Source organism: Nocardia sp. NPDC059240 (assembly GCF_042753865.1).
Taxonomy (GTDB): Bacteria; Actinomycetota; Actinomycetes; order Mycobacteriales; family Mycobacteriaceae; genus Nocardia.
On record NZ_JBHZAC010000021.1, the window covers coordinates 1 to 25,106 of the forward strand.

At 68.8% G+C, this 25,106-nt stretch carries 26 protein-coding genes; 8 read left to right on the forward strand and 18 right to left on the reverse strand.

What is annotated here, in order from left to right:
• Positions 1–452: 452 nt before the first annotated feature.
• From tyrS to ACFXHA_RS43690, 3 genes are all read right to left on the reverse strand, one after another.
• Positions 453–1,736 carry a tyrosine--tRNA ligase gene (gene tyrS / locus ACFXHA_RS43680; RefSeq protein WP_379367047.1) on the reverse strand — a complete coding sequence of 428 codons (1,284 nt, stop codon included), beginning with the start codon at positions 1,734–1,736 and terminating at the stop codon, positions 453–455.
• A gap of 188 nt (positions 1,737–1,924) precedes the next feature.
• Positions 1,925–2,353 carry a DoxX family protein gene (locus ACFXHA_RS43685; protein WP_379367049.1) on the reverse strand — a complete coding sequence of 143 codons (429 nt, stop codon included), beginning with the start codon at positions 2,351–2,353 and terminating at the stop codon, positions 1,925–1,927.
• Between the two features lie 104 nt (positions 2,354–2,457).
• On the reverse strand, positions 2,458–3,129 hold the full coding sequence (locus ACFXHA_RS43690) for a FadR/GntR family transcriptional regulator (RefSeq protein ID WP_379367051.1): 672 nt from the start codon (positions 3,127–3,129) through the stop codon (positions 2,458–2,460).
• 219 nt (positions 3,130–3,348) lie between these two features.
• On the opposite strand from ACFXHA_RS43690, the gene ACFXHA_RS43695 reads away from it, so the two are divergent.
• On the forward strand, positions 3,349–4,932 hold the full coding sequence (locus tag ACFXHA_RS43695) for a 2-isopropylmalate synthase (RefSeq protein WP_379367248.1): 1,584 nt from the start codon (positions 3,349–3,351) through the stop codon (positions 4,930–4,932).
• A 202-nt stretch (positions 4,933–5,134) separates the two neighbouring features.
• On the opposite strand, the gene ACFXHA_RS43700 is transcribed toward ACFXHA_RS43695, so the two are convergent.
• The 5 genes from ACFXHA_RS43700 to ACFXHA_RS43720 all read right to left on the reverse strand — a co-directional run bounded on the left by ACFXHA_RS43700 (position 5,135) and on the right by ACFXHA_RS43720 (position 9,108).
• Complete coding sequence (locus ACFXHA_RS43700; RefSeq protein WP_379367052.1) at positions 5,135–5,704, reverse strand: Clp protease N-terminal domain-containing protein; 570 nt, start codon at positions 5,702–5,704, stop codon at positions 5,135–5,137.
• 97 nt (positions 5,705–5,801) lie between these two features.
• Positions 5,802–6,425, reverse strand: coding sequence for a DNA-3-methyladenine glycosylase (locus ACFXHA_RS43705; protein WP_379367054.1), 624 nt, complete (start codon positions 6,423–6,425; stop codon positions 5,802–5,804).
• A 100-nt stretch (positions 6,426–6,525) separates the two neighbouring features.
• Positions 6,526–6,819 carry a DUF3761 domain-containing protein gene (locus ACFXHA_RS43710; protein WP_379367056.1) on the reverse strand — a complete coding sequence of 98 codons (294 nt, stop codon included), beginning with the start codon at positions 6,817–6,819 and terminating at the stop codon, positions 6,526–6,528.
• Between the two features lie 98 nt (positions 6,820–6,917).
• Positions 6,918–7,823 carry an RNA polymerase sigma-70 factor gene (locus tag ACFXHA_RS43715; RefSeq protein ID WP_379367058.1) on the reverse strand — a complete coding sequence of 302 codons (906 nt, stop codon included), beginning with the start codon at positions 7,821–7,823 and terminating at the stop codon, positions 6,918–6,920.
• A gap of 100 nt (positions 7,824–7,923) precedes the next feature.
• The gene (locus ACFXHA_RS43720) at positions 7,924–9,108 is read right to left on the reverse strand and encodes an NAD(P)/FAD-dependent oxidoreductase (protein ID WP_379367060.1); all 1,185 of its coding nucleotides are present in this window, start codon (positions 9,106–9,108) and stop codon (positions 7,924–7,926) included.
• 176 nt (positions 9,109–9,284) lie between these two features.
• On the opposite strand from ACFXHA_RS43720, the gene ACFXHA_RS43725 reads away from it, so the two are divergent.
• On the forward strand, positions 9,285–10,004 hold the full coding sequence (locus tag ACFXHA_RS43725) for a DsbA family oxidoreductase (protein ID WP_379367062.1): 720 nt from the start codon (positions 9,285–9,287) through the stop codon (positions 10,002–10,004).
• Positions 10,005–10,007: 3 nt separating this feature from the next.
• Here ACFXHA_RS43725 and ACFXHA_RS43730 read toward each other — a convergent pair whose 3' ends face one another.
• Together ACFXHA_RS43730 and ACFXHA_RS43735 are read right to left on the reverse strand one after the other, a co-directional pair.
• Positions 10,008–11,216: a low temperature requirement protein A gene (locus tag ACFXHA_RS43730; protein WP_379367064.1), complete on the reverse strand. Its 1,209-nt coding sequence runs from the start codon at positions 11,214–11,216 to the stop codon at positions 10,008–10,010.
• Between the two features lie 102 nt (positions 11,217–11,318).
• Entirely contained in the window at positions 11,319–11,891 is a 573-nt protein-coding gene (locus ACFXHA_RS43735) for a methyltransferase domain-containing protein (RefSeq protein WP_379367066.1), read from the reverse strand.
• Positions 11,892–12,012: 121 nt separating this feature from the next.
• Here ACFXHA_RS43735 and ACFXHA_RS43740 point away from each other — a divergent pair, with 121 nt between their 5' ends.
• Both ACFXHA_RS43740 and ACFXHA_RS43745 read left to right on the forward strand, forming a co-directional pair.
• A complete protein-coding gene (locus tag ACFXHA_RS43740; protein ID WP_379367067.1) occupies positions 12,013–12,711 on the forward strand; it encodes a response regulator transcription factor in 699 nt (232 codons plus the stop codon).
• Positions 12,701–13,735 (forward strand): sensor histidine kinase, encoded by a 1,035-nt coding sequence (locus tag ACFXHA_RS43745; protein WP_379367069.1) that lies wholly within the window; start codon positions 12,701–12,703, stop codon positions 13,733–13,735. Before ACFXHA_RS43740 ends, ACFXHA_RS43745 begins: the two co-directional genes overlap by 11 nt.
• Here the strand turns inward: ACFXHA_RS43745 and ACFXHA_RS43750 are convergent.
• Genes ACFXHA_RS43750 through ACFXHA_RS43765 form a run of 4 tightly spaced genes read right to left on the reverse strand, consistent with a single transcriptional unit; the run spans position 13,659 to position 17,087 of the window.
• Entirely contained in the window at positions 13,659–14,114 is a 456-nt protein-coding gene (locus tag ACFXHA_RS43750; protein ID WP_379367071.1) for a hypothetical protein, read from the reverse strand. The two genes, ACFXHA_RS43745 and ACFXHA_RS43750, sit on opposite strands and share 77 nt — an antisense overlap.
• Positions 14,111–15,652: a molybdopterin-dependent oxidoreductase gene (locus ACFXHA_RS43755; RefSeq protein ID WP_379367073.1), complete on the reverse strand. Its 1,542-nt coding sequence runs from the start codon at positions 15,650–15,652 to the stop codon at positions 14,111–14,113. Before ACFXHA_RS43755 ends, ACFXHA_RS43750 begins: the two co-directional genes overlap by 4 nt.
• A gap of 26 nt (positions 15,653–15,678) precedes the next feature.
• Complete coding sequence (locus ACFXHA_RS43760; RefSeq protein ID WP_379367075.1) at positions 15,679–16,428, reverse strand: DUF2064 domain-containing protein; 750 nt, start codon at positions 16,426–16,428, stop codon at positions 15,679–15,681.
• The gene (locus ACFXHA_RS43765) at positions 16,425–17,087 is read right to left on the reverse strand and encodes a glycosyltransferase family 2 protein (RefSeq protein ID WP_379367077.1); all 663 of its coding nucleotides are present in this window, start codon (positions 17,085–17,087) and stop codon (positions 16,425–16,427) included. The genes ACFXHA_RS43760 and ACFXHA_RS43765 overlap by 4 nt, the downstream gene beginning before the upstream one ends.
• A 125-nt stretch (positions 17,088–17,212) precedes the next feature.
• Between ACFXHA_RS43765 and ACFXHA_RS43770 the strand changes: the two genes are divergently transcribed.
• Positions 17,213–18,598, forward strand: a complete 1,386-nt coding sequence (locus ACFXHA_RS43770) for a hypothetical protein (RefSeq protein WP_379367079.1) — start codon at positions 17,213–17,215, stop codon at positions 18,596–18,598.
• Positions 18,599–18,602: 4 nt separating this feature from the next.
• On the opposite strand, the gene ACFXHA_RS43775 is transcribed toward ACFXHA_RS43770, so the two are convergent.
• Entirely contained in the window at positions 18,603–19,661 is a 1,059-nt protein-coding gene (locus ACFXHA_RS43775) for an NAD-dependent epimerase/dehydratase family protein (protein ID WP_379367081.1), read from the reverse strand.
• A gap of 207 nt (positions 19,662–19,868) precedes the next feature.
• Between ACFXHA_RS43775 and ACFXHA_RS43780 the strand changes: the two genes are divergently transcribed.
• Genes ACFXHA_RS43780 through ACFXHA_RS43790 form a run of 3 tightly spaced genes read left to right on the forward strand, consistent with a single transcriptional unit; the run spans position 19,869 to position 22,008 of the window.
• Positions 19,869–20,603 carry an ABC transporter ATP-binding protein gene (locus tag ACFXHA_RS43780; protein WP_379367083.1) on the forward strand — a complete coding sequence of 245 codons (735 nt, stop codon included), beginning with the start codon at positions 19,869–19,871 and terminating at the stop codon, positions 20,601–20,603.
• 50 nt (positions 20,604–20,653) lie between these two features.
• Complete coding sequence (locus ACFXHA_RS43785; protein ID WP_379367250.1) at positions 20,654–21,403, forward strand: ABC transporter permease; 750 nt, start codon at positions 20,654–20,656, stop codon at positions 21,401–21,403.
• On the forward strand, positions 21,400–22,008 hold the full coding sequence (locus ACFXHA_RS43790) for a TetR family transcriptional regulator (protein WP_379367085.1): 609 nt from the start codon (positions 21,400–21,402) through the stop codon (positions 22,006–22,008). The genes ACFXHA_RS43785 and ACFXHA_RS43790 overlap by 4 nt, the downstream gene beginning before the upstream one ends.
• A gap of 2 nt (positions 22,009–22,010) precedes the next feature.
• On the opposite strand, the gene ACFXHA_RS43795 is transcribed toward ACFXHA_RS43790, so the two are convergent.
• The 3 genes from ACFXHA_RS43795 to ACFXHA_RS43805 form a co-directional block, all read right to left on the reverse strand.
• A complete protein-coding gene (locus tag ACFXHA_RS43795) occupies positions 22,011–23,147 on the reverse strand; it encodes a hypothetical protein (RefSeq protein WP_379367087.1) in 1,137 nt (378 codons plus the stop codon).
• A 374-nt stretch (positions 23,148–23,521) separates the two neighbouring features.
• Entirely contained in the window at positions 23,522–24,664 is a 1,143-nt protein-coding gene (locus tag ACFXHA_RS43800) for a hypothetical protein (RefSeq protein ID WP_379367089.1), read from the reverse strand.
• A 210-nt stretch (positions 24,665–24,874) separates the two neighbouring features.
• Entirely contained in the window at positions 24,875–25,096 is a 222-nt protein-coding gene (locus ACFXHA_RS43805) for a Trm112 family protein (protein WP_379367090.1), read from the reverse strand.
• Between the last annotated feature and the right edge of the window lie 10 nt (positions 25,097–25,106).

Sequence of the window (25,106 nt, forward strand, 5' to 3'; positions counted from 1 at the left end):
CACTCTCACGGGGGTGAGAATGGCCGGAACCAAATAAAATATTTGGCACTGACATTCATCGACACACTATTGAGTTCTCAAAGAACACACGCACACACCATCGCTCCGAGTTGATCGGATGTCCAGTGAGGCAACTTTTCCAGCCTAGCCCCTGATCTCAACAGAGTCAAGAACCAATTTATTGACTGGAGTGTTCGTGTCCGGCGCCTTCGTCCAACCTCGTTTTCCGCTTCCGAATCCCTGCTCTGAGCTGGGCGTTTCGGTCCCGGTCGGTGTCCGTGTCGCTCTGACTTGGACTAAGTTACGCGGCGGATAACGCAAGGTCAAATCCGCTGGTCGCCAACACGTTTGCGCTGGTCAAAACGGTGGCGACCGGGCGGTTTAGCGGCCTGAGCCACCCCTTTGTGACTCAGGTCATTTCGATCTTGTTTCCGAATCAGTTGCGCAGCAGATCAGTTGGCCGCGCGGCGCACGCCGGCGAAGTTCTTCTTGCCGCGACGCAGTACCAACCACTGTCCGTGCAGGAAGTCGGTATCGGAGGGGATCCAGTCCAGGTCGGACACCTTCTCGTTGTTCACCGATGCGCCACCCTCATTGACCGCGCGCCGGGCCGCACCGCGGCTCTCGCTCAGACCGGACTCGACCAGCAGGTCGACGATGGTCGAGGTCAGGGTCGCCTCGGCGACCTTGCCGTCGACGGCGGCCTCGGTCAGCGCGGCGGCCAGGGTCGATTCGTTGAGCTCGCCGAGTTCGCCGCGGCCGAACAGGGCCTGGCTGGCCAGCTGCACCGAGCGGGTGTTCTCCTCGCCGTGCACGAGAGTCGTCATCTCGGCGGCCAGCCGGCGCTGGGCCTCGCGGGCGTGCGGGCGCTCGACGGTGGCCTTCTCCAGCTCGTCGAGTTCCTCGCGGGAGAGGAAGGTGAACCAGCGCAGGTAGCGGACCACATCGGCGTCGGCCGTGTTCACGAAGTACTGGTACCAGGCGTAGGGGCTGGTCATCTCGGGGTCGAGCCAGAGGCTGCCGCCGCCGGTGGACTTGCCGAACTTCTTGCCGTCGGCCGAGGTCACCAGCGGGACGGTCAGCGCGTGTACGTGCTCGCCGTCGACGCGGCGGTTGAGTTCCACGCCCGCGATGATGTTGCCCCACTGATCCGAGCCGCCGACCTGCAGCGTGCAGCCGTGTTCGCGGCGCAACTGCAGGAAGTCGTTGGCCTGCAACAGCATGTAGCTGAACTCGGTGTAGGACATGCCGTCCGACTCGAGACGACGCTTGACGGTGTCACGCGCCAGCATGACGTTCACCGAGAAGTGCTTGCCGATATCGCGCAGGAAAGAGACCGTGCTCAGCGGTCCGGTCCAGTCCATGTTGTTGGCGATGATCGCCGCGTTCGGGCCGTCGCCCAGGTCGACGAAGCGCTCCAGCTGGGAGCGGATGCGCCCGGCCCATTCGGCGACGGTGTCGCTGGAGTTCATGGTGCGCTCGCCGACATCGCGGGGGTCACCGATCAGACCGGTTGCGCCGCCCGCGAGCACGATCGGACGGTGGCCCGCGGCCTGGAAGCGCTTGAGCGCGAGCAGGGGAACCAGGTGTCCGGCGTGCAGGGAGGCCGCGGTCGGGTCGAACCCGGCATAGAGGGTGATCGGCCCCTTGGCCGCGGACGCGCGCAGGGCGTCCAGGTCGGTGGACTGCGCGATCAGTCCGCGCCAGGTCAGTTCGTCGATGATGTCGCCGCTCACGCCTGTCTATCTTTCCGCACGTCAATAAGGAAGTTGCACAGGCCCGGGGTTGTAGTGAAACGAGTCCGGCCCGCCGATCGGGGATCGGCGGGCCGGGAAGCGAATTCGAGTGGATGACCACCGAACGCCCCGAAGCCCGCTGCCGAGTGTGATCGGCAGCGGGCGGGGGGTCTAGCGAATTTCGGAGCTCACTTGACCAGGTTGGTGAAGGTGGAGAAGGAGGCGCGGCGCTCGTAGGCGATCCAGGCGAAGATCGCGGCCAGCACCAGCGGGAAGATCGCCATGGCGGGCTTGTCGGCGATGAACGCCTGGGTGGCGGCGGCCAGCGCGGTGAGAACGGACAGGCCCGCGGCGGCGGGGCCGGTCACGCGGCGGACCATGAGACCGATACCGCCCGCGACCTCCGCGACGCCGATGAAGACCAGCAGGCCGAGCGGGATCGACACGCCCGCGGCTCCGTTGTCGATCAGCGTCTGCGGCATCACGAGCTTCGGCCCGCCCGAGGCGATGATGAAGAAGAGGCCGAGCACGATCTGCAGGGTCCACAGGACCCGGTTGCGGGTCTTGCCGGTGGTGGCGGTGGTGGCGACGGTCGGGGTGGCGGTGATGGCGGTCATGTCGAATGTCCTTCCGGGGCTTGTCGGTTCGGTGTCGAACTCGCTTGCTCCATAGGACGGGGGCCGTCGCGGAAACTCATCGCATGATCGAAAAGAATTTTCGATCAGCTGTCGAAAGCCGCTTTGATGCTGGTCAGGTGGATGCGGCTGGCGGTCGCGGCGGCCTCGGGGTCGCGGGCGCGGACGGCGGCGTAGAGGTTCTCGTGCGCGTCGTGGTCGGCGCTCGGCGCGGCCATGGGACGGATGCGCAGCATGTCGATCATGGCGTGGCGCGAGCGTGGGACGAAGGCGTTGAACAGTTCGAGCAGGATGTCGTTGTGGGCGGCGGCCACGATCGTGCGGTGGAAGGCGGTGTCGGCGTCGACCAAAGCCTCGACGGAGTCACCGCTTTCGGCGCGGGCGGCCAGCGCGCGGAGGATGGCGCGCAGGTCGGCGGGGGTGCGGCGGCGGGCGGCCAGGGCCGCGCCCTCGGCTTCGATGGCGATGCGGGCCTCGATGACGGTGACGATGTCGGAGCGGCGCAGCACCGTATCCCAGTCGTCGGTGACATCCAGGGCGGTGACGAAAACACCCGCGCCCTGGCGGCTTTCGAGGACGCCGCGGCCCGCGAGTTCGCGGATGGCCTCGCGCAGGGTGGAACGGCCGACGCCGAGCTGGACGGCCAGGGTGGTTTCGCCGGGTAGCCGGTGGCCGAGCTCCCACTCCCCCGCACGAATTCGCTCCAGCAGAACCCCGGCCGCTTGGGCGGCGAGCGGATGCCTTTGTACCTGCGCCACTTTTGCTCGGCCTCTCTACTTGTCTGAGGAGTGAATCCCCTCTAGTGTAGGCCACATGCATACGGGTGCTCTTCTCCTCCTTCGCCGCCGCAGCGGGGTCTGACCAGACCGGCACCCCGCTAGCGGGTCGATTGTGCTGCGCCGGTCACACTCTCTCCGACGCGAAAGCGAATCCCCGTGAGCACCTTCCCGATCTGGAATCGTCAGCAGCCCTCCGTCATGCCCTCGCATCGTTATCGCGATGTGTACCAGCGGGTTTCGGTTCCGCTGACCGAACGTGAATGGCCCGCCAACCGGATCACGACCGCACCGCTGTGGGTGCCGGTGGATCTGCGCGACGGCAATCAAGCGCTGGCCGAGCCGATGGATCCCGAACGCAAGCGGCAGTTCTTCGAAATGCTGGTGGGCATGGGCTACAAGGAGATCGAGGTCGGCTACCCGAGCGCGTCGCAGACCGACTTCGACTTCGTGCGGCTGATCGGGTCGGCGCGGCTGGCTCCCGAGGATGTCACCATCGTCGTGTTCACGCCCGCGCGCCGCGATCTGATCGAGCGGACGGTGGAGTCGATCCGGGACATCCCGAACGACGTGGTGATTCACATGTACACCGCGACCGCACCGGCCTGGCGAAACGTGGTGCTGGATAAGTCACGTGACGAACTGACCGAGCTGATCATGGCGGGCGGGCGGGACATCCTGGAACTGGCCGGGGACATGCCCAACGTGCGATTCCAGTTCTCGCCCGAGGTGTTCATGCTGACCGAGCCGGATTACGTGCTGGACATCTGCAATCGGATGACGGAACTGTGGGATGCCACGCCCGAACGTCCGGTGACCCTGAACCTGCCCGCGACCGTCGAGGTGGCGACACCGAATGTGTACGCGGACCAGATCGAGTACATGCACCGGAACCTGGCGCGACGCGACAGCGTCATCCTGTCGGTGCATCCGCACAATGATCGCGGCACCGGGGTCGCCTGTGCGGAACTGGCGGTGCTGGCCGGGGCGCAACGCGTCGAGGGCTGCGTGTTCGGCAATGGTGAGCGCACCGGCAATGTGGATCTGGCGACGCTGGCGCTGAATCTGCATGCGCAGGGCGTGGATCCGATGATCGACTTCTCCGATATCGACGAGATCCGGCGCACGGTCGAATACTGCACCCGGCTGCCCATCCACGAACGGCACCCGTACGCGGGCGATCTGGTGTACACCGCCTACTCGGGCACGCATCAGGACGCGATCAAGAAGGGCTTCGCCGAGCATCACGAACGGGCCGCGCGGCTGGGTCAGCCGGAGCGCGAAATCCCTTGGGAGGTACCGTATCTGCCGATCGACCCGGCCGATGTGGGGCGGTCCTATGACGCCGTCATCCGGGTGAATTCGCAGTCGGGCAAGGGCGGGATCGCGTATCTGCTGCAGCAGGAGTACGGCCTGGATCTGCCGCGCCGGCTGCAGATCGATTTCGCGCGGCATGTGCAGCGACACACCGACGAGACCGGTAGCGAGGTCTCCGCACGGACGCTGTGGGAGCTGTTCACCGCCACCTACGCCGCCGACGGTCCCACGCCTACGCGGGAGGTGCGGGTCCCCGCCGAAGCGACTGCCGGGGACGTGGTCGAGGTGCTGGCGGTGACCACACAGTCGGTGCGCCGCAGCGGCTCCACGATCACGGCCGCCTACCTGGAATACCGCGGCTCCGAGGGCGTGGCCTGGGCCTTCGGCGAGGGTGACAGCCCCGCTGGCGCGGAGGAGGCCGCACTGTTCGCCGCGAGCACCCGAGTACGGGCGATGGTGTCCGTGTAGGGCCGACTCCGGCCGCCGCCAGGGACCGGACCTCGCTCCGCACTGGGGATTCCGGTCCCCCTCGGCCGCTGCCCTGGCCGGGCCGCGGCACCCTGTCGGGTCACGCGGTCTCGATCCGCCGGGGGCAGCGGCCTTTCGAGGATCCGATCTCGACGCGAGAACGAGCGCAACGGACCAACAGCCGGACGAACGGCCGTGTGCGTCAAGCGGTGTCGTCACGGGCCGGGTTCGGGCCGTCGAGGCGGCGTTCGAGTTCGGCTACCCGGAGTTCTAGTTCGGAGATGCGTTGGCGGAGTTCGGATTCGGTGGAGTTCCGGGTTTCGGTGTGGGGCGGGACGGCCTGTAGGTGGGCGAGTACTCGGTCGCGGATGTCCTTGGGGTCGGCGCGCTGGCTGATCAGTACCTGGGTGGCCACCCCGGCGTCGTCGGCGACCAGGCCGAGCAGCAGGTGTTCGGGGCCGATGTAGTTGTGGCCCAGGTGCAGTGCCTCGCGTAACGAGTGTTCGAAGACGGTGCCGACGCGGGGTGTGAACGGCATGCCCTCGTCGGTCACCTGCGCCGCCGAGATCCCCACCGCGTGACCCACCGCCTCGCGCGTCCCGGAGAGGTCGAGGCCGAGCTCCGCCAGCGTCTGCCCGGCTACCGGGTCCGCGCCGTGGATCAGGCCGAGCAGCAGATGTTCGGTCCCGATCCGGTCGTGGCCCAGCAGCCGGGCCTCCTGCTGAGCGAGGACGACCGCGCGGCGGGCGGCGTCGTTGAACCGTTCGAACATGGGATTCCACCTAAGGGCGAGGTGTCGATGCGTTCACCGTAGTCCCCTTCGTCCGCCCGCCTGGCGTTTGCCGGAAGGACGGGGGCAGTGCCCGGGGTCAAGCGGGGCGCTCGAGTTGCGGGGCCCGGGGGCTGCGGCGGTAGGCGGAGACCGCGGGGGAATCCGGGAGCCACAGCCGCCAGGGACGATCGGCCGCGAGACTGACCCCGACGCGAGGGCCGGTGGAAACGGCTGCGCTGTCGGCGATTTCGGGTCCGAGTTCGAGGCGGATCGCGGACGCGGGGTCGAACAGGCGAGTTCCGTAGTCGTCCAGGCTGATCGCGAGGGCGCTCCCGACATTGCCGGGGCCACGAGCGAGATCGGCATCCGTCTTGGCGGCGGGGCGGCGTGCGCGCGCGATATCGAGACCCTCGATGATCTCCCCGGCGCGGATGAGCACCGCGCTGGCGAGGCCGTCGGGGCCGGTGGTGACGTTCACGCAGGTGTGCATGCCGTAGCTGAAGTAGACGTAGAGCACGCCGGACGGCCCGAACATGACGCTGTTGCGTGGGGTGCGGCCGCGGTACGAGTGGGCGGCCGGGTCGGGCCAGGGTCCGGCCGGATCACCGCCGTACGCCTCGACTTCCACGATGCGCATGGCGACCGGTCCGCAGCGGAGCGTGCCGCCGAGCAGTCGCCGGGCGGCGTGTAGCGGTTCGACGGCGAGATCTTCGGCACCCACGCCGAACCATTGTTCCGCACCGCCCGCCCGGCCGGAGCGGCGGGCGGGCCGCCGGCTCACTGCCGTTCGGCGATCAGCTCAAAGGCATTCGGCGACTGGCTCAGAGCCATTCGGCGACGCCGCCGTGGCCCGAGCAGGTGCCGCGACGGTGCTGGCTGAAGCTCCAGGTGCCGTCCTTGCAATGCGCGGTGGCCCCGTCCGGAGCGGTCGCGGACTGTTCGGGGCGCGGCACGCACCTGCCGTCGACATTCTCGTATTCGCTTGCGCCGCAATAGGCATCGTGGAGGACCGGGGTGGCGGCCGCCGGTCCGGCGAGCACGCTCGCACCGAGGAAGGCCGCCGCGGCCCAGGGCAGGATATGTCGCGCCACGCGGCGCGTTGTCTGGCTGATCACTACGAAAACCCCTGCAGAAGAACGACATCGACGCGGAGGCGATCGCCCCCGCCGAGCGTTGGATACTACGGAGCCCACTGAGCGAAATGTCCGTTTTGTTATTCCTCGACCGATCCGGCGACCGATACATCGCCGGTCGGCGGCTGGAGTCCGGCGACCTTGTCGGGATTGACCTGGAAGCGGATGTTCTCGATCCGGCCGTCACGAATGTCGTAGGTGAGCGCACCGACCCGGTACTCACCCAGGACGGCCACGATGCTGAGTTCGCCGTTGACCCAGGCGGATTCGAGGTGGATGTCGGCGCTGATCGGTTTGGCCATGGCACCCAGTAGCCAGCGCGCCACGTGGTCGGGGCCGTAGAGCGGCCGGCGCGCGGCGGTGACCTTGCCGCCGCCGTCGTTCCACAGCGTCACCTCGGGGGCCAGCAATTCCATGAGCGCGTTGACGTCTCCGCCGTGCGCGGCGGCCAGGAACTTCTCGGTGATCTCGGTGCGGGCCGCCGGATCGGTGTCGAAGCGCGGGCGGCGCGCGTGCACGTGATTGCGGGCGCGCAGGGCGATCTGGCGGACGGTGGGCTCGGGCCGGTCCAGGAAACCGGCGATCTCGGCGTGCGAGTAGCCGAAGACCTCGCGCAGCACGAAGACGGCGCGTTCGACGGGGGCCAGGGTTTCGAGGACGACCAGCATGGCGGTCGACACGGTGTCGGCCATCTCGGTCTCCTGCGCGGCGTCGGTCGTGGTGGTGAGCAAGGGTTCGGGCAGCCAGGGCCCGACATAGGTTTCGCGGGTGGCGCGCGCGGAGGTGAGCCGGTTGAGCGCCAGGTTGGTGACGGTGCGGACCAGGTAGGACTTGGGGTGGGTGACCGAATCCCGGTCCACCTCATGCCATTTGATCCAGGCGTCCTGCAGGATGTCCTCGGCGTCGGTGACGGTGCCGAGCATCTGGTACGCGGTGCCGAACAGCAGTCGGCGGTGGGCGACGAAGGGGTCGATCTCATCCTGCATGGGACTCATACCTACCGGGTCGTGCGGAAGGAATCCATCGGAGGGCCGGGATACCCGGTCGGTATCCCGGCGATCAGGGCGAACGAGCAGCCGTGACGGGTCATGCGAGCGCGCGGGTGGCGCGGCCGCCGTTGGCGAACTGCACCTGCATGGTCATGTGCTTGCTCATCTTGAAGACCGGCACCGGGCTGCCGCTCACCTGCTCCTTGTAGAAGACGGCGGCGCGGCCCTTCAGGTACCAGCGGCGCGGGGTGTCGTCGGCCTTGGTGAACTGGATGACGGCGTCCTTGCGGCCCAGGCTCACCGGCTGGTGGATGTAGCCGAAGCGGAAGGGCTTCACCGTCTTTCCGCGCAGTCGGCGGGTCACGCTGTCGGCGGCGTAGGCGGCGGTCGGCATGCCGCTCTGGCAGGTGCCGTGCAGGACGCCGAAGGGCATGCGGACCGCGGCGGCGTCACCGATGGGCACGATCTCCGGGTGCGAGACCGAACGCAGGGTGGTGTCGGTGATGATCAAGCCGCGGTCGTCCACGGCGATTCCGGCGTGGGCGGCCAGCGGCGAGACCTTCACGCCCGCGGTCCACAGGGTCAGATCCGAGGCGATCATTTCGCCGGTGGTCAGCCGCACGGCGTCCGGCAGCACCTTGGCGACCTGCACGCCGATCTTGCGGACGATGCCGAGCCGGTCCAGGGCGCGGTTCAGGTGGGCGCGAGCCTTGTCGCCCATCATGTGGCCGAGTTCCTCGGTGCTGACCAGGGTGACGGTCAGGTCCGGGTGCGATTCGGCGATCTCGGTGGCGGCCTCGATACCGGTCAGGCCGCCGCCGACCACGGTGACGGTGCCTGCGGCGGCATTGATTTCGGTCAGTCGGTGCGAAAACCGGCGGGCCTGGCGGGGATCGTTGAGTGTCCAGGCGTCCTCGTCGGCGCCGGGGACGCGCGAGGTGTCGGTGGTGCTGCCGAGGCCGTAGATGAGGGTGTCGTAGTGCAGTTGCGTGCCGTCGTCGAGGGTGACGGTGCGGGCGGTGACGTCGATGGCGGTCGCGGCGGCGCGGTGGAAGACCACGTTCGTCCCGTCGAGCAGGTCGGGGATGTGGTGGTTGGCCAGTTCCTGCCCGGCGGCGATCTGGTGCATGCGCAGGCGCTCGGTGAAACGCTCCGACGGGTTCACCAGGGTGATGCGGACGTTCAGCTTGCGGGTGCGGCGGGCCAGGCGGACGGTGGCCAGCATGCCGGTGTAGCCCGCGCCCAGGACGACGATCTCGTGGGTCTTGTTGGTGGCGTTCATTTTCGGCTCCGTGGGGTGTGTTCCTGCTGGGTCGGGCATGAGACAGGACAGCCCGCCGGAACGTGACAACTCGCGATTGTGAACTGGGTCACAGCGGAACATTCGGGGCCGGTAGCCGGTTGGCATCAGGGTGGCCGGGCCCCCGGCCTGCGGAAACAGCGTCGGAGTGAGGTGTGATGGCCGTACAGGTCGAGATCTGGACCGATATCAACTGCCCGTTCTGCTACTTGGGCAAGCGGCGGTTCGAGGAAGCGCTCGCGGAGTTCCCGCACCGCGACGGCGTGACGGTGGTGCATCGGTCCTTCGAACTGGATCCGACGCTGCCGCGCGAGCACAGCGATGCGGTGGTGCCGCATATCGCGGAGAAGTACGGGATCAGCGAGGCGCAGGCCGCCGCCAATGAGCGGGGCATCGGGGCGCAGGCCGAGGCGATGGGGTTGGCGTATGTCACCTCCGGGCGTGACTTCGGCAGCAGCTTCGATATGCATCGGCTGCTGCATTTCGCGCTCGAGCAGGGCCGCCAGGAGCAGCTGCTGGATGCGTTGTACGCGGCCAATTTCGGTGACGAGCGGCCGCTGTTCGGCGATACCGAGCGGCTGGTTCAAGTCGCGGTGTCGGCCGGATTCGACGAGCCGGCCGTGCGCGGCGTGCTCGCCGACCCGGAGGCCTTCGCCGACGCGGTGCGCGCCGACGAGGCCGAGGCCGCGCGGCTCGGGGCTCGCGGGGTGCCGTTCTTCGTGCTGGATCGCAAGTACGGGGTGTCGGGTGCGCAACCGCCGGAGGTGTTCGCGCAGGCGCTGCAGCAGGCGTGGAGTGATCACGCGCCGGAATTGCAGATCGTCGCCGACGCCGACACCTGCGGGCCGGACGGTTGCGCGGTGCCGCAGCGGGACTGACCGCTACGGCCGCTGATTGCGGGTGATCATGCGGCCGACGGCCGAGATATCCGGGCGCACATAGGAGCTGTCCTCCCCCGCGCGCACGGACATCAGGTCGTCGGCGATCACGAACCCGTAGGCGACCACCACCAGCACCACGAATTGGCCCCACGCCACCCAGACGATTCCGATGGGGGCGGTGGCGAATACGCACAGCGCGCCGAGCAGCCGCCACCAGGGGCGCGGCAGGTGCAAGGCCAGCCGGAACGCGCACTGGCCCAGGAAGAACAGGGCGACACCGCCCGAAAGGGCCAGCGCGGCAGGCTTACCGGCGGGCTGGTTGCCGTGCGCGATGGTCATGGCGATACCGGCGGCGGTCAGGATGATCCCCAAAAGCACGATGTAGAGCGAATATCCGTACGCGAGCACCGCGGGGCGGGCCCGAACCGAGCCGGGAATCGCCGAGAGCGCGTGCTCGCCGCGTTCGTCGTCCATGCCGAAGTAGGCCCACCACAGCACATAGCCGAGGGTGAGGCCGAGACCGACGGTCGCGATCAGCCCGACGGTGAGGTCCTGGCCGGTCAGGTTCGCGCCGATGGCGACCACCGATTCGCCCAGCGCGATGATCACGACCAGGCCGTGGCGTTCGCAGAAGTGGCTGGCGCGCACCACGAATCCCTCGACGCGGGTGATGTAGGGCGTCACGATCTGCAGCACGATGGCCGCCGACCACCAGGCCGCCCGCGCCCAGCCGTCGGCGATGCCGCCGGCCAGCACGAACACCGCGGTCAACGTGTTGAGCGGGCCGAGCCGCAGCATCGCGGTGCTGGCGCTCGCCCCGCCCGCGGTCGCGAACATGAGCGTGTGCACCAGGTTCACCACGATGTATCCGATGCCGAACACCAGTCCGGTGCCGCCGAAGGCGTCCGGGATCGCAATGGCGATGACGAAGAATCCGAACATGCCCAGCAGCAGGAAGGTTCGCCGCGAGGTGCTGTTCGGTGCGACCTCATTGGTCAGGAAGACATATCCGCTGTACATCCCCCAGATGATCCCGAACATCAACGCCACCTCCCCCAGCTCCCGCCAGCCCGGGTGATGGGTGAACACATGCGTCAACTGCGTGATGGTGAAGACGAACACGAGGTCGAAGAACAGTTCCAGGGTCGAGGCCCGAACCTGCCCACCCTCCGCCTCGATCTCCGCCGATCCGGACATATCGCTGGTCACGCGAAAATCCTAGAGCCGCCCCACCCCACCCGTCGCCCCGCCGCGCGAATGCCCGCCCCAACCCTGCTCCCAGCACGCCGGATCCGGCCGCGGTCGCGGGCGTCAGCCGGGCAGGTTCCGAGTGAGCCAGGCGATGTCGTGGCCCGCGACCGTCGCGGTGGTCATGAGTCGTAGGTCGGCGGCGGTGGCCAGGGCGGCGGCGTGTTCGACGCCGACCCTTGCCCAGGGCAACCCGGCGGTGGTGGGAGGGCAGTTGCGCCGGGGCGGCGAATCCGCCCGGGCCGGTGCGAATTCGACGATGGCGACGCCGTCGGGGGCGAGGAGTTCGCGGGTCCGGCGCAGGACTCGGACCGGGTCGCCGCCGAGACCTACGACACCGTCGGCGAGGAGGGCGTAGGCCCATCGACCGGTGGCGGGGAGGCGGGCGAACAGGTCGCGGTGCAGGACCGGGACACCGCGAGACCTGGTCACGGCCACGGATTTCGGTGACAGGTCGACACTGAGCACGGCGATGCCGCGCCGCATCAGCCGGTCCGCGAGGCGGCCCGAACCACAGGCCAGGTCGATGGTCGGGCCGTCGCAGCAAGCGGTCAGCACCTGATCGATGTGCTCCCTGGTGGCGGGGTCGGGGACCTCGCCGCGCCGAGCCGTGCGGGTTCGTCGTGCGGGGGGCATGGTTCGACGGTAGGTCCGGAGCTGCCGTCGTAGGCGGCTCCGGCCATGACGAAACTGTGACGGCGGTGGGGGAAATGGCTTGGACCAGGTGGTTCGGGGTGCGGGCGGCCTAGGGTGGGGTATGCGGATTCTGGTGGCGGATGATGATGCCGTTGTGCGCGAGGTGGTGCGGCGGTATTTGGAGCGGGATGGGCTCGAGGTGATCGAGACCGCAGATGGGCCTGCCACGGCTGCGGTGCTGGAGCGCAACGACATCGATCTGGCGGTGCTGGATGTGATGATGCCGCCGCCGGACGGGATCGATCTGACGCGGGCGGTGCGGGCGGGGGCGCATCCGGAGACGCCGATCATTTTGCTGACCGCGCTCGGTGAGGAGGACGACCGGGTGATCGGATTGCAGGCGGGGGCCGACGATTACGTGACCAAGCCGTTCAGTCCGCGGGAGTTGGCGTTGCGGGTGGCGTCGGTGCTGCGGCGGACGCATCCGCAGCAGGTGGTCGCGGAGACGCTGTCCGGGGACGGAGTGGAGTTGAATCGGGCGTCGCGCACCGTCGTCGCGGATGGGTCGGCGGTGGAGTTGACCGCTCGTGAGTTCGATCTGCTGGCATTCCTGCTGGCGCATCAGCGGCACGTGTTCAGCCGGCAGGAACTGCTGGCCGAGGTGTGGGGCTGGAATTTCGGTGATCTGTCCACGGTCACCGTGCATGTGAAGCGGTTGCGGGCCAAGCTGGGTGCCGCACACCGGATCGAGACGGTGTGGGGCCGCGGGTACGCCTGGGGCCGCGCCGATATCGCGGAGGAGACCGGCGATGCCGACTGATACGCCCTCACTGATCGGGTACGCGCTGGCGGGGACCCTGCCGGTGGTGGTGGTCGGGGCGCTGCTGCTGCGCTACACGCGGGGTCGCGCCATGACCACGAGCATGGCCGTGCTGGTGCTGATTCCGACGCTGGCCACGCTGTGCGGCGTGGTCGCGGTGAGCGGGCTCATGTTCGGGGCCGAATTCGAGCGCACGGCAGTGGTTTTGGCGGTGGTCACCGCGGTGACCGTGCCCGCGGCCATTCTGCTGGGCCGCGAGCAGGCGCGGGCCACGGTGTGGGAGCGCGAGATGATCGAGCAGGAGCGCGCCGCCGAACGGTCCCGGCGTGAACTGGTGGCGTGGGTCAGTCATGATCTGCGGACCCCGCTGGCTGGGATTCGCGCCATGGGTGAGGCGCTGCTGGACGGTGTGGTGTCGCGGCCGGGTGATGTGCAGCGGTATGCGGAACAGATTGTGCGCGAAACCAATCGGCTTTCGTCGATGGTGGACGACCTGTTCGAGATGTCGAAGATCAATTCGGGGGCGTTGCGGCTGGAGATGGAGCCGGTGGATCTGCGTGAGTTGATCGACGAAGTGCTGGCCGCCAATCAGCCGACCGCCGCGCGCGCCCGGATCACCTTGGCGGCAACGCAACCCGAAGACAAGCTGGTAGTGGCGGGCAGTGATCGCGCGCTCGGACGGGTGCTGACCAATCTGGTCGCCAATGCCATCGCGCACACCCCGCCGGGCGGGCGGATCGATATCTCCGCTGGCGCGGACGACGGCCAGGCGTGGACGCGGGTCGACGACACCGGGCCCGGCATCTCCGACACCGATCTGCCGCGCATCTTCGAGGTCGCCTACCGCGGCAGTGCCGCCCGCTCCCCCGGTGCGGGGGAACTGGGCAGCAGCAGCGGCATGGGATTGGCCATCGCGGCGGGTCTGGTGGCCGCGCATCACGGCGATATCAGTGCCCGGAACCGTTCCGAGGGAGCGCGTTTCGAGATCCGGCTGCCACTGCTGGAGACCGCCGGGCGGAGCTGAGCAGGTAGGCGGCGACCCCGGCCCACACCACGGCCAGCGCGATGAGCAGGCTCACCGTGTAGTCGCGGTTGAGGATGGTGTCGTTGCCGGGCACCGCGTTCTCGCGGCCCAGCAGCGGGAACGAGACGAGAATCAGGGCCAGGCTGCAGAACCCACCTACGGTGTAGGCGGGCCACCAGCGGGGCGGGAGCACGTAGTGGCCGAGGACGCCCACCAGAGCGGCGGCCGGGCCGAAGATCAGGTTCTCGGCGAGGATCGCGCCGATGAACCACATGGCCACGGACTTCAGGTCGGTGGTGCTCATCTTCAGCAGCAGGTCCACGCCGTAGGTAGCGAAGCCGATGCCCAACGCGCCCAACAGGATCCGGGTGATGGTCATGACAGTTCCTCGATCGACTTCAGCCATTTGGTCTGCAGCACGCCCGGACGGTTCGGCGCGATCAACCGGCACGGGTAGCCGTGATCGAGGGTGAGGTCCTCGCCGTTGAGCCGCAGGGCGATCAGGGTGGAGGCATCCACCACGTGAGTGCGCGGGAGGACGGAGCCGCCGTAGATGCCGGTCGTCTCCAGGGACGCGAATCGCACATCGCCACCGCCGTATTCGCCCACCGCGGCCAGCAGGTCGCGAAGGCGCACGCCGGACCAGTGGCCGGTCACGCTCCAGCCCTCGACGCAGGCGATGGGCAGGACGCTGTCGTGCTGCGGCAGGGCCGCCAGGTCCGCACGCGAGAAAATACGTTCCCGGCCACCGACTTTCACCGTGAGCGCGTATTGCGGTGAGCGTGCGGTTTCGGTGACGGCGGCGGCCGCGGCCGTCCGGTTGATCGGAACCCCCTGCGGGCCTTCACCATCGCGCGGTGCCAGCAAAGCAACCCGGCGCAGCAGGGGAACCGATTGCCCGGCGACCACCAGACCGGTGACCGCCGCACCCAGCCCCGCCGCGGTGAGCACCGCCCGGCGCGAAACGCCCGGTCGCGGCCGGGCGCTCGATTCCTGTTGCCGACCAGCCGATTCCGGCTCCGAGACCGGCTTGGTCAGCGCCTGCCGCACGACGGGAAGCTTCACCGCCAGATGCACGACGACCGCACCGAAGGCGACATACGCCATGGCGTGATGGGTGGTGGTGAAGAAGAACTTCCACGGATAGAACTGGGCCGTATTGAACAACCCCGTCACGATCTGGAACAAGATCGCGCCGATCAGCACCGCCACCGAGGCCCGCTCCAGCGCCTCCGGAAGCGCCCGGCGCACAGACGGTTTCAGGAAGAACCGCGGATACACCGACCACAACTTGACCAGCAACAGCGGAATCATCATGACCCCGACCGTCACATGCGTCCCCTGCGTGACCCGATACAGCCACACCGGGTTGGCCGGCCACCAGAACCAGTCCGGCGGATGTTGAATCAGATGACTGATCATCCCGGTCACGAACAGGATCAGCACCCCGACCCCGAGCGCGATCCCCACCCGCGCCGCCACCGCCGTGGACCGCGCGGGCGAAATCCGCGCGGCCAGCACGGGCGGCAGCAAGGACGCGGGCGGCTCGGTCTCGCCGGAACCTACTGACGCGGTGTGGATTCCGGCCACAAGCACGCCGGAATGACGAAAGGTCTCCCCCGCCGCCGAGTTGGCAGCGGGCCGACCGGTCACGACGTCCGGCCGCCCGGCCGAGCCCGACCGGTCACCGCTGGAATCATTACGACCAGAGCCGAGCTGATCACGGCCCGAACCGAGTTGATCTCGGACGGAGCCGGGCTGACTGCGGTCGGAGCCGAGTTGACTGCGGTCGGACCCGGATTGATCGCGGTCGGAGCCGAGTTGATCACGAGCGGAGCCGGGCTGGTCTCGGGTGGGGTGGGCGGGCGCGGGGTGGTCGGACGCGGCGTCCGCGGGTTCGACATCGTCGGAGTGCACCGCGGGCTCCTTTCAGGGGTCGAGACTCAGAGCGGTACGGGGGTGCGTGCGGTCACCAGGTCGGTGACGGTGCGGGCGAAGCGGCCGCGGGAGATGGCTGCTACCGCGATGGCGTCGTCGTAGGTGTCGACGTCGGACAGGGTGGGGAGGGCGTGGACTCGGCATCCGCTGTGGCGTAGGGCGGTTTCGGTGAGTTCGCCGGTGCGGCTGGTCGACATGGGGATGTCGGCGAGGAGCTGGGCGGGGCGGGGGTCGGACAGGCCCAGCGCCCACCAGCCGCCGTCGGTGGCGGGGCCCAGGACGGCGTCGCCGGTGGCGACCAGGCGGGCGGCGGAACGGGTGAGCAGGTCGGCGTCGGCCTGTGGGGTGTCCATGCCGATCTGCAGCACCGGGACACCGAATTCGGCGGCGTCGCGGTGGGCGTTGGCGAGGCGTTCGCCGAAGCTGTCGCCGCGTTGCGGGACCACGGACACGCCGCGCAGGGCCGCGGCGAGTTCGATGGCGCGTTCGGCACGGTCGATATCGCCGGTCCAGGCCACCACGCGGTGGCGAATCCCGCTCTCGCGCACCGCGTCCAGGGTGTCGAGCAACGCGCACGCCGCCAGGTAGGCGGCGTCGACCGGCGAGAAAGGCGGTGTGAGACGGGTTTTCGCGAATCCCGCGATGGGTGATTTCGCCACCACCAGCAGGGTGGCGGGCACGGTGTCGGCCGCGCCGAGCGGGCCTTCCACCCCCGGTCGCGGGAACATGATCTCGGTGGGTTCGCCGATATTCATCGCACGCTCCAGAAGTCGCGGGCGGCCCGCAGGGTGCCGAGCCAGGAACCGGAGACCTTGGACTCGCCGTGAGTCCGCGGCCGATAGGTGATGTCACGTTCGAGCACCAGCCAGCCCGCGCGGGCCGCACCGGTGAGCAGGGCCAGCGGATAGCCGGAGCGGGCGTGCAGGTGGCCGAGCGCCTGCAGCCGGTCCCGGCGGGCCACCCGCATGGCGGCGATATCGTGGACCCGCAGCCCGTAGCGTCGACGTAGCCGGAAAGCGAAGGCCCAGTTGCCGATTCGCGCATGCAGCGGCAGCGCGCCCGGCACGGCCCGGCGGCGGCCGACCACCATGTCCACGCCGGGACCGAATTCGGCCACCAGGCGCGGTAGCTCGCGCGGATCCAGCGATCCGTCACCGTCGAGAACGGCGACCAGTTCGGTGTCGGCGGCATCGACCCCGGCGTGTACGGCGCTGCCGTAGCCGGGGGTCGATTCGGACACCACGGTCGCGCCGGCCGCGCGGGCCACCTCGGCGGTGCCGTCGGTGGAGCCGTTGTCCACCACGATCACCCGGTAGCCCATCGGAATTGCTGAAAGTACGCCGGGCAAGGCTTCGGCTTCGTCCCGGCAGGGGATCACCACGGTGACCCCCGGTTCGGAATCCCAGTCGGTCATGGCCTCGACCGTACGGCCAACCGGGCCGATTCGACCCCGGGACACGCATGACGAAAGTATGACAAGAGCTGGCACAATGGCGATCCGGACAGTTCCGGCGGGGTTCTGGGCCTAGGGTTTCCGGCATGGCGAACGCTTCGGCGACCCGGGTCGCACGCTACGTCTCCACTCGCGTCGACGGCTACTGCGCGCTCGCGGCATTTCTGCTCGTGCTCGCCGCCTTCCTGGTTCCGCGAATCGAGGGCAAACAGTGGAGTGATCGGCTCTATGCCGGGGCCGCACCGATCTTCGGGGGCTGGCTGCCGCACGTCGGGTGGGGCACGGTTCCCGCGGTCGCGATCGCGGCGGCCGTCGTGCGGTTCGGGCCGGACCTGGCCCGGCGCCTCTCGTTCGGCCGGCTATTGGCCGCGACCTGGGCGACCGCAGCCGCCTGGGCGTTCGCGCTGGCCATGGTGGACGGGTGGCAGCGCGGTTTCGCGGGCCGCCTCACCACCCGCGACGAGTACCTGCACGAGGTCGGCGGGGTGCACGACATTCCGGCGATGCTGCGCGGATTCTCCGGGCGCATCCTGGATTTCCAGCCGGACTCGTGGACGACGCACGTGTCCGGCCACCCGCCGGGGGCGCTGCTGGTGTTCGTGGGACTCGACCGGATCGGGCTGGGCGGGGGCGCATGGGCCGGATTGCTGTGCGTGCTGGTGGGCACCAGTGCCGCGGCGGCGGTGCCGTTCACGTTGCGCGCGTTGGGATCCGAGCATCGGGCCCGTGCCGCAACACCTTTCCTGGCATTGCTGCCCGCGGTCATCTGGATCGCCGTCTCGGCGGACGGGCTGTTCGCGGGCGTCGGTGCGTGGGCGGTGGCGTTGCTGGCCCTGGCTACGCGACTCGGGCGGGGCTGGGTGCTCGCCGCGGTCGGGTCGGGCCTCCTGTTCGGCTTCACCCTCTTTCTGAGTTACGGCCTGGTGCTGCTGGTGATTCCGGCTGCCGCCGTACTGCTGGCGCGCTCGTGGCGGCCCGCGCTGCCCGCGCTCGCCGGTGCGCTCGCCGTGGTGGGCGCGTTCGCGGCGGCCGGATTCTGGTGGCTGACCGGCTATCACCTGGTGGTGGAACGGTATTACCAGGGGATCGCCAGCACCCGGCCCTACTCCTACTGGGTGTGGGGCAATCTCGCGGCGACGGTGTGCGCGGTCGGTCTGGCCACCGCCGCGGCGAGCTGCCGGGTGCTGGTCGAGCTGGAGGTGCTTCCGGTGAATCCGGTTCGAGAGTGGTTGCGCCGCTGGCGATCCCACGTCGATCCGGCCGCGCTGATGGCGGCCGCCGGGATCGCCGCCATCCTGATCGCGGATATCAGCGGCTTGAGCAAGGCCGAGACCGAACGCATCTGGCTGCCGTTCGACGTGTGGGCGCTGGCCGCGACCGCGCTGCTTCCCCGCCACAGCACGCGCTTCTGGCTCGTCGTGCAGGCGGCGGGGGCGCTGATGATCAATCACCTGATTCTCACCAACTGGTAGCGGGTCACCGCCAGGTGGGGGCTCCGGCTCCGGCGGTGGCCCGCAGCGGGGCGGTGGCGAATTCGGCGAGGCCGTTGCCGGGGGTGGTCTCGGCGATGAAACCCAGTGTGCGGCGGGCACGTTCGGGGCCGGCCACGATATGGCGGACATCGCCGCTGCGGTAGTCACCGGTGACCACGGGCTGCTTGCCGCCGTACGCCTTGGCCAGAATCGCGGCCACCTCACCGATGGTGACGGGGTTACCCGAGGCGATATTGAGCGGTGTGAACGCGCCCAGCGGATGCTCGAGTGCCGCGACATTGGCGGCGGCGATATCGCGGACGTGGATGAAATCGCGTGCCTGCGTGCCGTCTTCGAAGACTCGCGGAGCCTCACCCGCCTCCAGCGCGGACCGGAAGATGGCGGCGACCCCGGAATACGGTGTGTCCCTGGGCATATCGGGTCCGTAGACATTGTGGTAGCGCAGCGCGGTCACGGTGCCGCCGGTGGCCGCCGCCCAGGCCAGGGCGTAATGCTCCTGCGCCACTTTGGAAGCGGCGTAGATGCTGCGCGGGCGCAGCGCGGCGTCCTCGTCGATCGGTGCCCAGGCCAGTGGGCGGCCGTCGGGGCCGCGGTGGTCGAAGCGGCCGTTGTCGAGGTCGTTGCGGGTGCGCGGGGCGGGATCGACGGGCACGCCCGCGGAGTCGACGTAGCGGCCCTCGCCGTACACGACCATCGACGAGGCCAGCACCAGGTGGCGGCAGTGCGCGCGTTCCATGGCCGCGAGCAGCACCGCGGTGCCGAAGTCGTTGTGGCTGGCGTAGGCGGGCGCGTCCTGCGCGCTGACGCCCGCGCCGACCACGGCCGCTTGATGACAGACCACGTCGATGCCGTGCAGCAGTTCGTCGAGTCCGTACGGATCGCGCACGTCGACGCGGGCGATGCCGGCGGGTGGCACGGCGGCGGAACCGTGGGCGGCGGCGAGCATGAGGTCGGCGGCGACCACCTCGTGCCCCGCGGCGAGGGCCGCGCGGTGAATGTGCGAACCGATGAAACCGGCCGCGCCGGTCAGGAGTACACGCATGGGGCGATTCTCGGTCGCGCGGCGGCGGTTTGCGCCCGGACTGGCCGAGCTCGCGTGGTTCGTCACGATTTGGTCAGACGATAGCGGGCGCTCGGCCTCATCGACACGCCGAAATCGCGACACGAATCGCGGGTCTTGCCACGGGGAGCGATCGGGCGCAGAATTCATCACGTAGTGAATTCAACACTCGATGAATTGAGGGTGACCGTGACGGCACCAGCCACGACTACCGATGCCATCGCCATCGAACATCTGGAGGTTCGGCGCGGTGGGCATCAGGTTCTGCAGGACATCAGCCTGACCGTGCCCCGGGGCAGCATCACCGGACTGCTGGGGCCGTCGGGGTGCGGGAAGACGACGCTCATGCGCAGCATCGTCGGCACCCAGATCATCGAATCCGGCACCGTGAGCGTGCTCGGCGACACGGCCGGTTCGCGGGGGCTGCGGCGACGGGTCGGGTATGTGACGCAGGCGCCGAGCATCTACGACGATCTGACCGTGGCCGACAATGTCGCGTACTTCGCGGCGCTCTACGGGGCCTCGCACGACGGGGTCGAAACCGCCTTGGCGGCAGTGGGTCTCACCAGTCATATGGATCATCGCGGCAACGAACTGTCGGGTGGTCAGCGCACCCGGGTCTCGCTGGCGTGCGCGCTGGTGGCGGATCCGGAACTGCTGGTGCTCGACGAACCGACGGTCGGGCTCGACCCGGTGCTGCGCGCCGATCTCTGGGAGCAGTTCCACGCGCTCGCGAAACAGGGTCGGACCCTGCTGGTTTCGAGTCACGTCATGGACGAGGCCGAGCACTGCGATCAGCTGCTGCTGATGCGGGAGGGTCGCCTGCTGGCACAGCTCTCCCCCGCCGAACTACGTTCCGACACCGGCGAATCCAGTCTGGAGAGCGCCTTTCTCAAGCTGATCCGGATGGGAGAAGAGCTGTGAGCGCGACCTTTTCGACGCAGGCCGGAGCACGTCCGGCGGGTCCGCGGCCGCTGGGTTGCTACACCGCCACCACCGTGCGGATCTTGAAGCAGTTGCGGGCCGATCGGCGCACGGTCGCCATGATCGTGCTGGTGCCCGCATTGCTGATGACGCTGCTGTATTTCGTCTACAAGAACTATCCGCAGTTGCCGCATCAGCCGCGACTGTTCGACCGGATCGGCATCACCATGCTCGGCATCCTGCCGTTCGTGGTCATGTTCCTGATCACCGCGATCGCCATGCAGCGCGAACGGGTTTCGGGGACTTTGGAGCGGTTGATGACCACGCCGCTGGCCAAGCTGGATCTGCTGGCCGGGTACGGGACGGCGTTCTCCATCGCGGCGGCGGTGCAGGCGGGAGTGGCGTGCCTGGTGGCGTTCTGGCTGCTGGGGCTGAGCGCGGCGGGCAGCCCGATGCTGGTGGTGCTCATCGCGATCGTGGACGCGGTGCTGGGCGTCGCGCTCGGGCTGCTGGCCAGTGCGTTCGCGCGCACCGAATTCCAGGCCGTACAGTTCATGCCCGTGATCGTGCTGCCGCAATTCTTCCTGTGCGGGTTGCTGGTTCCGCGCGGGCAACTGCCCGGCTGGCTGGAGGCGATCAGCAATGTGCTGCCGCTGAGCTACGCGGTCGACGGCCTGCAGCAGGTGTCCACCCATACCGGTGTCACCGGTCAGATGTGGCGCGACATCCTCATCGTGGCCGCCTTCGCCGCTGTCGCACTGGGTTTGGGCGCGGCCACCCTACGCCGGCGGACTGCGTGACGTCGGGCAATACCCGAAGCGGTCGCCGCCCAGGCAACTCCGGCACCCGGGCGGCGATCCTCGACGCCGCCCGGCTGCGTTTCGCCGCGGTCGGTTTCGACAAGGCGTCCATCCGCTCCATCGCGACGGCCGCCGGTGTCGACCCCGCCCTCGTCCACCACTACTTCGGCACGAAGCACGAACTCTTCGCCGCCGCACTGGAACTCCCCATCGACCCCCAGGACATCCTGGACCGGTTCGCCGTCATCCCCGTCTCCGAGCTCGGCGAAACCATCATCCGCACGGTCGTCCCGATCTGGGACTCCGATTTCGGCGCCCCCACCATCGCGGCCTTCCGCAGCCTCCTCGGCAGCGAGGACCCCGCCCTGGCCCGCACCTTCATCCTGGACGTAGTCCTCAAATCCATCCGCCCCCGCGTGGATTCGCCCCCCGGCACCGGCGCCAGACGCGCCGCCCTCGCCGCCTCCCAGCTGGCGGGCCTCCTGGTCACCCGCAAAATCCTCCGCCTGGACCCCATCGCCTCCATGACGGTCGAAGAACTCGCCGCCACGGTAGGCCCCACCCTCCAGCGCTATTTCACCGGCACCCTCCCCCTGGAGCCCTGACCTCAGCGCGATTGGTCCGAAGGCGCAGCACCTTCCGGTGGACCCGGAATCGGCGGCGTCCACCCTTGCCGCGCCTGCACCGAACCTTCCGGCACCAGCACCCACCCCGGCGGCACCGACGGCCAACCCTGCTGCACCGGCACCGGTTGCTGCGGCGCGGACGGTGACCAGCCTGGATGCTGTTGTGCGACCGGGGCGTACGGGGTGCGGTAACGGGGCTTGGCCGCAGCGGATGCGATGGCGAGCACCGTCACGATCAGAGCCAGGGCGGTGGCAACGAAGAGGAGCCAGGCACCGACACCGAGGTCACCGAAGCCCACCGGACCGAACAGTTCCTGGTCGACGGTGTTGAGCACGAGAAGCAGTCCGCACCCGAAAAGAGCTCCCGCACTGATGGATCCCGCTGTCCGGCCGCGCCCCACGAATGACAGCACCGCCGAGACGAGAGCGACAAACGCGCCGAAAACCACCGGCGCGCCGGCGAACTGCACCTTGTGGTTCCACGTCGTCCACAGGGTGTCACCGTCGATCTGGTGAGTGAACGTGGCGGCCACCAGTAAGCCGGCGAGCGGGACCAGCAGTACACCCACCGTGATCTCCAGACCACCGATCCGGCGGGCCAGCGGCCTTCCAGTGCTGTCCACCGGTGCCGCCGCACGCGACGAGATCCCGCCGAACAGCACGCAAGCCAGCGTCGCGAAGGCGACGAACACAGACACGACGAATACCCAGAACCCGGGTCCGAGGCTCATGGTGAGGTGCGGACGGTTGTTGTGCAGCATCGAAACAATGTCGACCACCAGGGTCACGGCCAGCCCGATGGCCATGCCCACGCCCGCCGCGGTGACCGCGCGAGCCGCCCCGAACCGCCTCGTCAGGCCTGTGATCAGTAGCAAGCCACCGATCACCAGCGCTACGGCCGCCACGATCATGGAAATACCGAGCAGCTGCTGGGTGTGCGCGGGCTGGTTCGTAAGTCCGCTGCCGCTGAACGACCAAGCGCCCCACGTCTGGTGATATCGGTCGGCAATCGAGCGAGGCACACGCGGATCCGGGGCAAGCCGGAACTCGCCCAGATGCAGCAGCGAACCCACCACGAAAAGCGCCGCGAGCAGTATCGACAGCACACCGGCCACCACATCCAGTCCACGACCTGTGGCCGGAACCTGGGCTCCACCAGCCGGATTCGACCACGCCGATGCAGTCGGAACCGGTGCCCCGAAGCCACCCGGGCTCGGCGAGGCGGCTCCGCCGGTCCCGAGCGGCCCGGGTCCAGCTGATGCGGGAGGCACAGCTCCGGCAGGCGCAGGAAAGGCGAATCCCTGGCGCGCTTGCACATCCGGCCACGGCGACGCCGGGCCGGGCGGCGGTGAGTCGGGACCGCCGGGGAGTGGCTGGGCGAATGGGTTGGGCGAGTTACCGCCTGGGCCATATGGGTTTTGCGATGGGTCTGGTCCCCCGAAAGTGCTCACCCGGGCACCCTAGTGGATTCTCCGGGGTCGGGCCTGGGGCGTTATCGCGCCTGCGGGGGCTGTTCCCAGCCCTGTTCGGGCTGTGGCCAAACCGGTTGCGGCGGAGCCGGATGCTGCGGCCATGCCTGCGGGACCTGTGGCGGCTGAACCCAGGTCGGAGGCGGAGTCGGGATGGCTGGCGCGGGTTGTGGTTGACCGGGCAGGTTTCCCTGCGGCGGTGCCCAGCCTGGATATTGTTGCGGGAACGGGGCGTACGGGGTACGGAAGCCCGGTTTCGTGGCGGTGGCCAGGACCGCGAGCACCGTCACGAGCAATGCGATTGCGGTGGAAGCGAACAGGAGCCAGGCGCCGAGCTTGAAGTCGGAGAGCTGCACGGGGCCCGAGAGTTCCAGGTCGACCGTGTCCACCGACAGCAGCAGCCCGGATGCGAAAAGGATAGCGGCGCAGGCGGATGCCATCAGCCGGCCGCGCCCCACGAATGACAGCACCGCCGCGATCAATGCGCCGGCCGCACCGGCCACCAGCACGGCACCGGAGATCTGCGTCTCGTGGTTCCATGCCGACCAGAGGGAGACCCCGGAGGACTGTTCGAAGAACGTGGCGGCCACCGTCAGACCGGCCAGCGGGATGAGCAGGATGCCGACGACGATGTCGAGGCCACCGGCCTTCGCGCCGAGCGGCCGCCCGGCACTGTCCACCGGAGCGTTCGGGCGCGTCGCAGCGCCACCGATCGCTACCGCGACCAGCGCCACCACAGCTATGGGCAAGGAGACCGCGAAAATCCAGAAGCCCGCTCCGAGGCTCGTGGTGACGGTGGAATCGCTGGTGATCAATGCAGATACGACATCGGCGACGGTAGCCGCGGCCACTCCGAGCGTCATGGCCGCCGCCGCGACCGCGACCCCGAGTGCCCCGCGACGTCGCGTCGCGAGTCCGGTCAGCAGTAGCACCGCGCCGACCGCTCCCGCCAGCGCGGCCACGATCATCGGGATCCCGAGCCACTGTTGAGTAGCACCGGACGAATCCACGACGTCGGCATTGGCGAGTGACCATGCGCCCCACTCCGTATGGAACGCCTCGAGCCCGTTCGAGGGATTCCCGGCGCCCCGGAACTCGGCCAGTTTCAGCAACGAACCGACCACGAACAGCACCGCGAGCAAGATGAGCAGCCCACCGGCCGCCATTGCCGCTGCGGCGTTCCTGGCCGGAACCGGTACTCCGCCAACCGAACCCGGCGGCTGCGGCGTCAACCCACCCGGACCCGGCGGCGCGAACGTGTTCGGTGAAAAACCGCTCGGGTCATACGGATGCTGCGACGGTCCTGGTCCCCCGAAAGTGCTCACCCGGGAACCCTAATGGATTCCCGGGTGGGGGGTCGGGCGTGGAAAGCGCCGTCAGTTCTGGGTGAGGAAGAAGGTGTGGTCTTCGTCGGAGACGTCGCGGGCCTCGTCGATGAGGAGGACGGGGATGCCGTTGTCGACGGGGTAGGCGCGGTGGAGGCGGGGGTTGTAGAGGACGGTGTCACCCGCGGGGGTGTGGGCGAGGTGGAGCGGGCCCTTGTCCTGGGGGCAGGCGAGCAGGCTCAGCAGGGTGGCGTCCAGGGTTTCCTCCGACATGGGAGGGAAT

Excerpts from the sequence above, each read along its gene's own strand:
- ACFXHA_RS43685 (WP_379367049.1), bottom strand. The coding sequence starts at position 2,353 with ATGACCGCCATCACCGCCACCCCGACCGTCGCCACCACCGCCACCACC.
- ACFXHA_RS43695 (WP_379367248.1), top strand. The coding sequence starts at position 3,349 with ATGCCCTCGCATCGTTATCGCGATGTGTACCAGCGGGTTTCGGTTCCG.
- ACFXHA_RS43700 (WP_379367052.1), bottom strand. The coding sequence starts at position 5,704 with ATGTTCGAACGGTTCAACGACGCCGCCCGCCGCGCGGTCGTCCTCGCT.
- ACFXHA_RS43715 (WP_379367058.1), bottom strand. The coding sequence starts at position 7,823 with ATGCAGGATGAGATCGACCCCTTCGTCGCCCACCGCCGACTGCTGTTC.
- ACFXHA_RS43720 (WP_379367060.1), bottom strand. The coding sequence starts at position 9,108 with ATGAACGCCACCAACAAGACCCACGAGATCGTCGTCCTGGGCGCGGGC.
- ACFXHA_RS43725 (WP_379367062.1), top strand. The coding sequence starts at position 9,285 with ATGGCCGTACAGGTCGAGATCTGGACCGATATCAACTGCCCGTTCTGC.
- ACFXHA_RS43735 (WP_379367066.1), bottom strand. The coding sequence starts at position 11,891 with ATGCCCCCCGCACGACGAACCCGCACGGCTCGGCGCGGCGAGGTCCCC.
- ACFXHA_RS43740 (WP_379367067.1), top strand. The coding sequence starts at position 12,013 with ATGCGGATTCTGGTGGCGGATGATGATGCCGTTGTGCGCGAGGTGGTG.
- ACFXHA_RS43745 (WP_379367069.1), top strand. The coding sequence starts at position 12,701 with ATGCCGACTGATACGCCCTCACTGATCGGGTACGCGCTGGCGGGGACC.
- ACFXHA_RS43750 (WP_379367071.1), bottom strand. The coding sequence starts at position 14,114 with ATGACCATCACCCGGATCCTGTTGGGCGCGTTGGGCATCGGCTTCGCT.
- ACFXHA_RS43760 (WP_379367075.1), bottom strand. The coding sequence starts at position 16,428 with ATGAATATCGGCGAACCCACCGAGATCATGTTCCCGCGACCGGGGGTG.
- ACFXHA_RS43765 (WP_379367077.1), bottom strand. The coding sequence starts at position 17,087 with ATGACCGACTGGGATTCCGAACCGGGGGTCACCGTGGTGATCCCCTGC.
- ACFXHA_RS43770 (WP_379367079.1), top strand. The coding sequence starts at position 17,213 with ATGGCGAACGCTTCGGCGACCCGGGTCGCACGCTACGTCTCCACTCGC.
- ACFXHA_RS43775 (WP_379367081.1), bottom strand. The coding sequence starts at position 19,661 with ATGCGTGTACTCCTGACCGGCGCGGCCGGTTTCATCGGTTCGCACATT.
- ACFXHA_RS43800 (WP_379367089.1), bottom strand. The coding sequence starts at position 24,664 with ATGGCGGCCGGTGGGCTGCTCATCTTGCTCGCGGTGCTGTTCGTGGTC.
- ACFXHA_RS43805 (WP_379367090.1), bottom strand. The coding sequence starts at position 25,096 with ATGTCGGAGGAAACCCTGGACGCCACCCTGCTGAGCCTGCTCGCCTGC.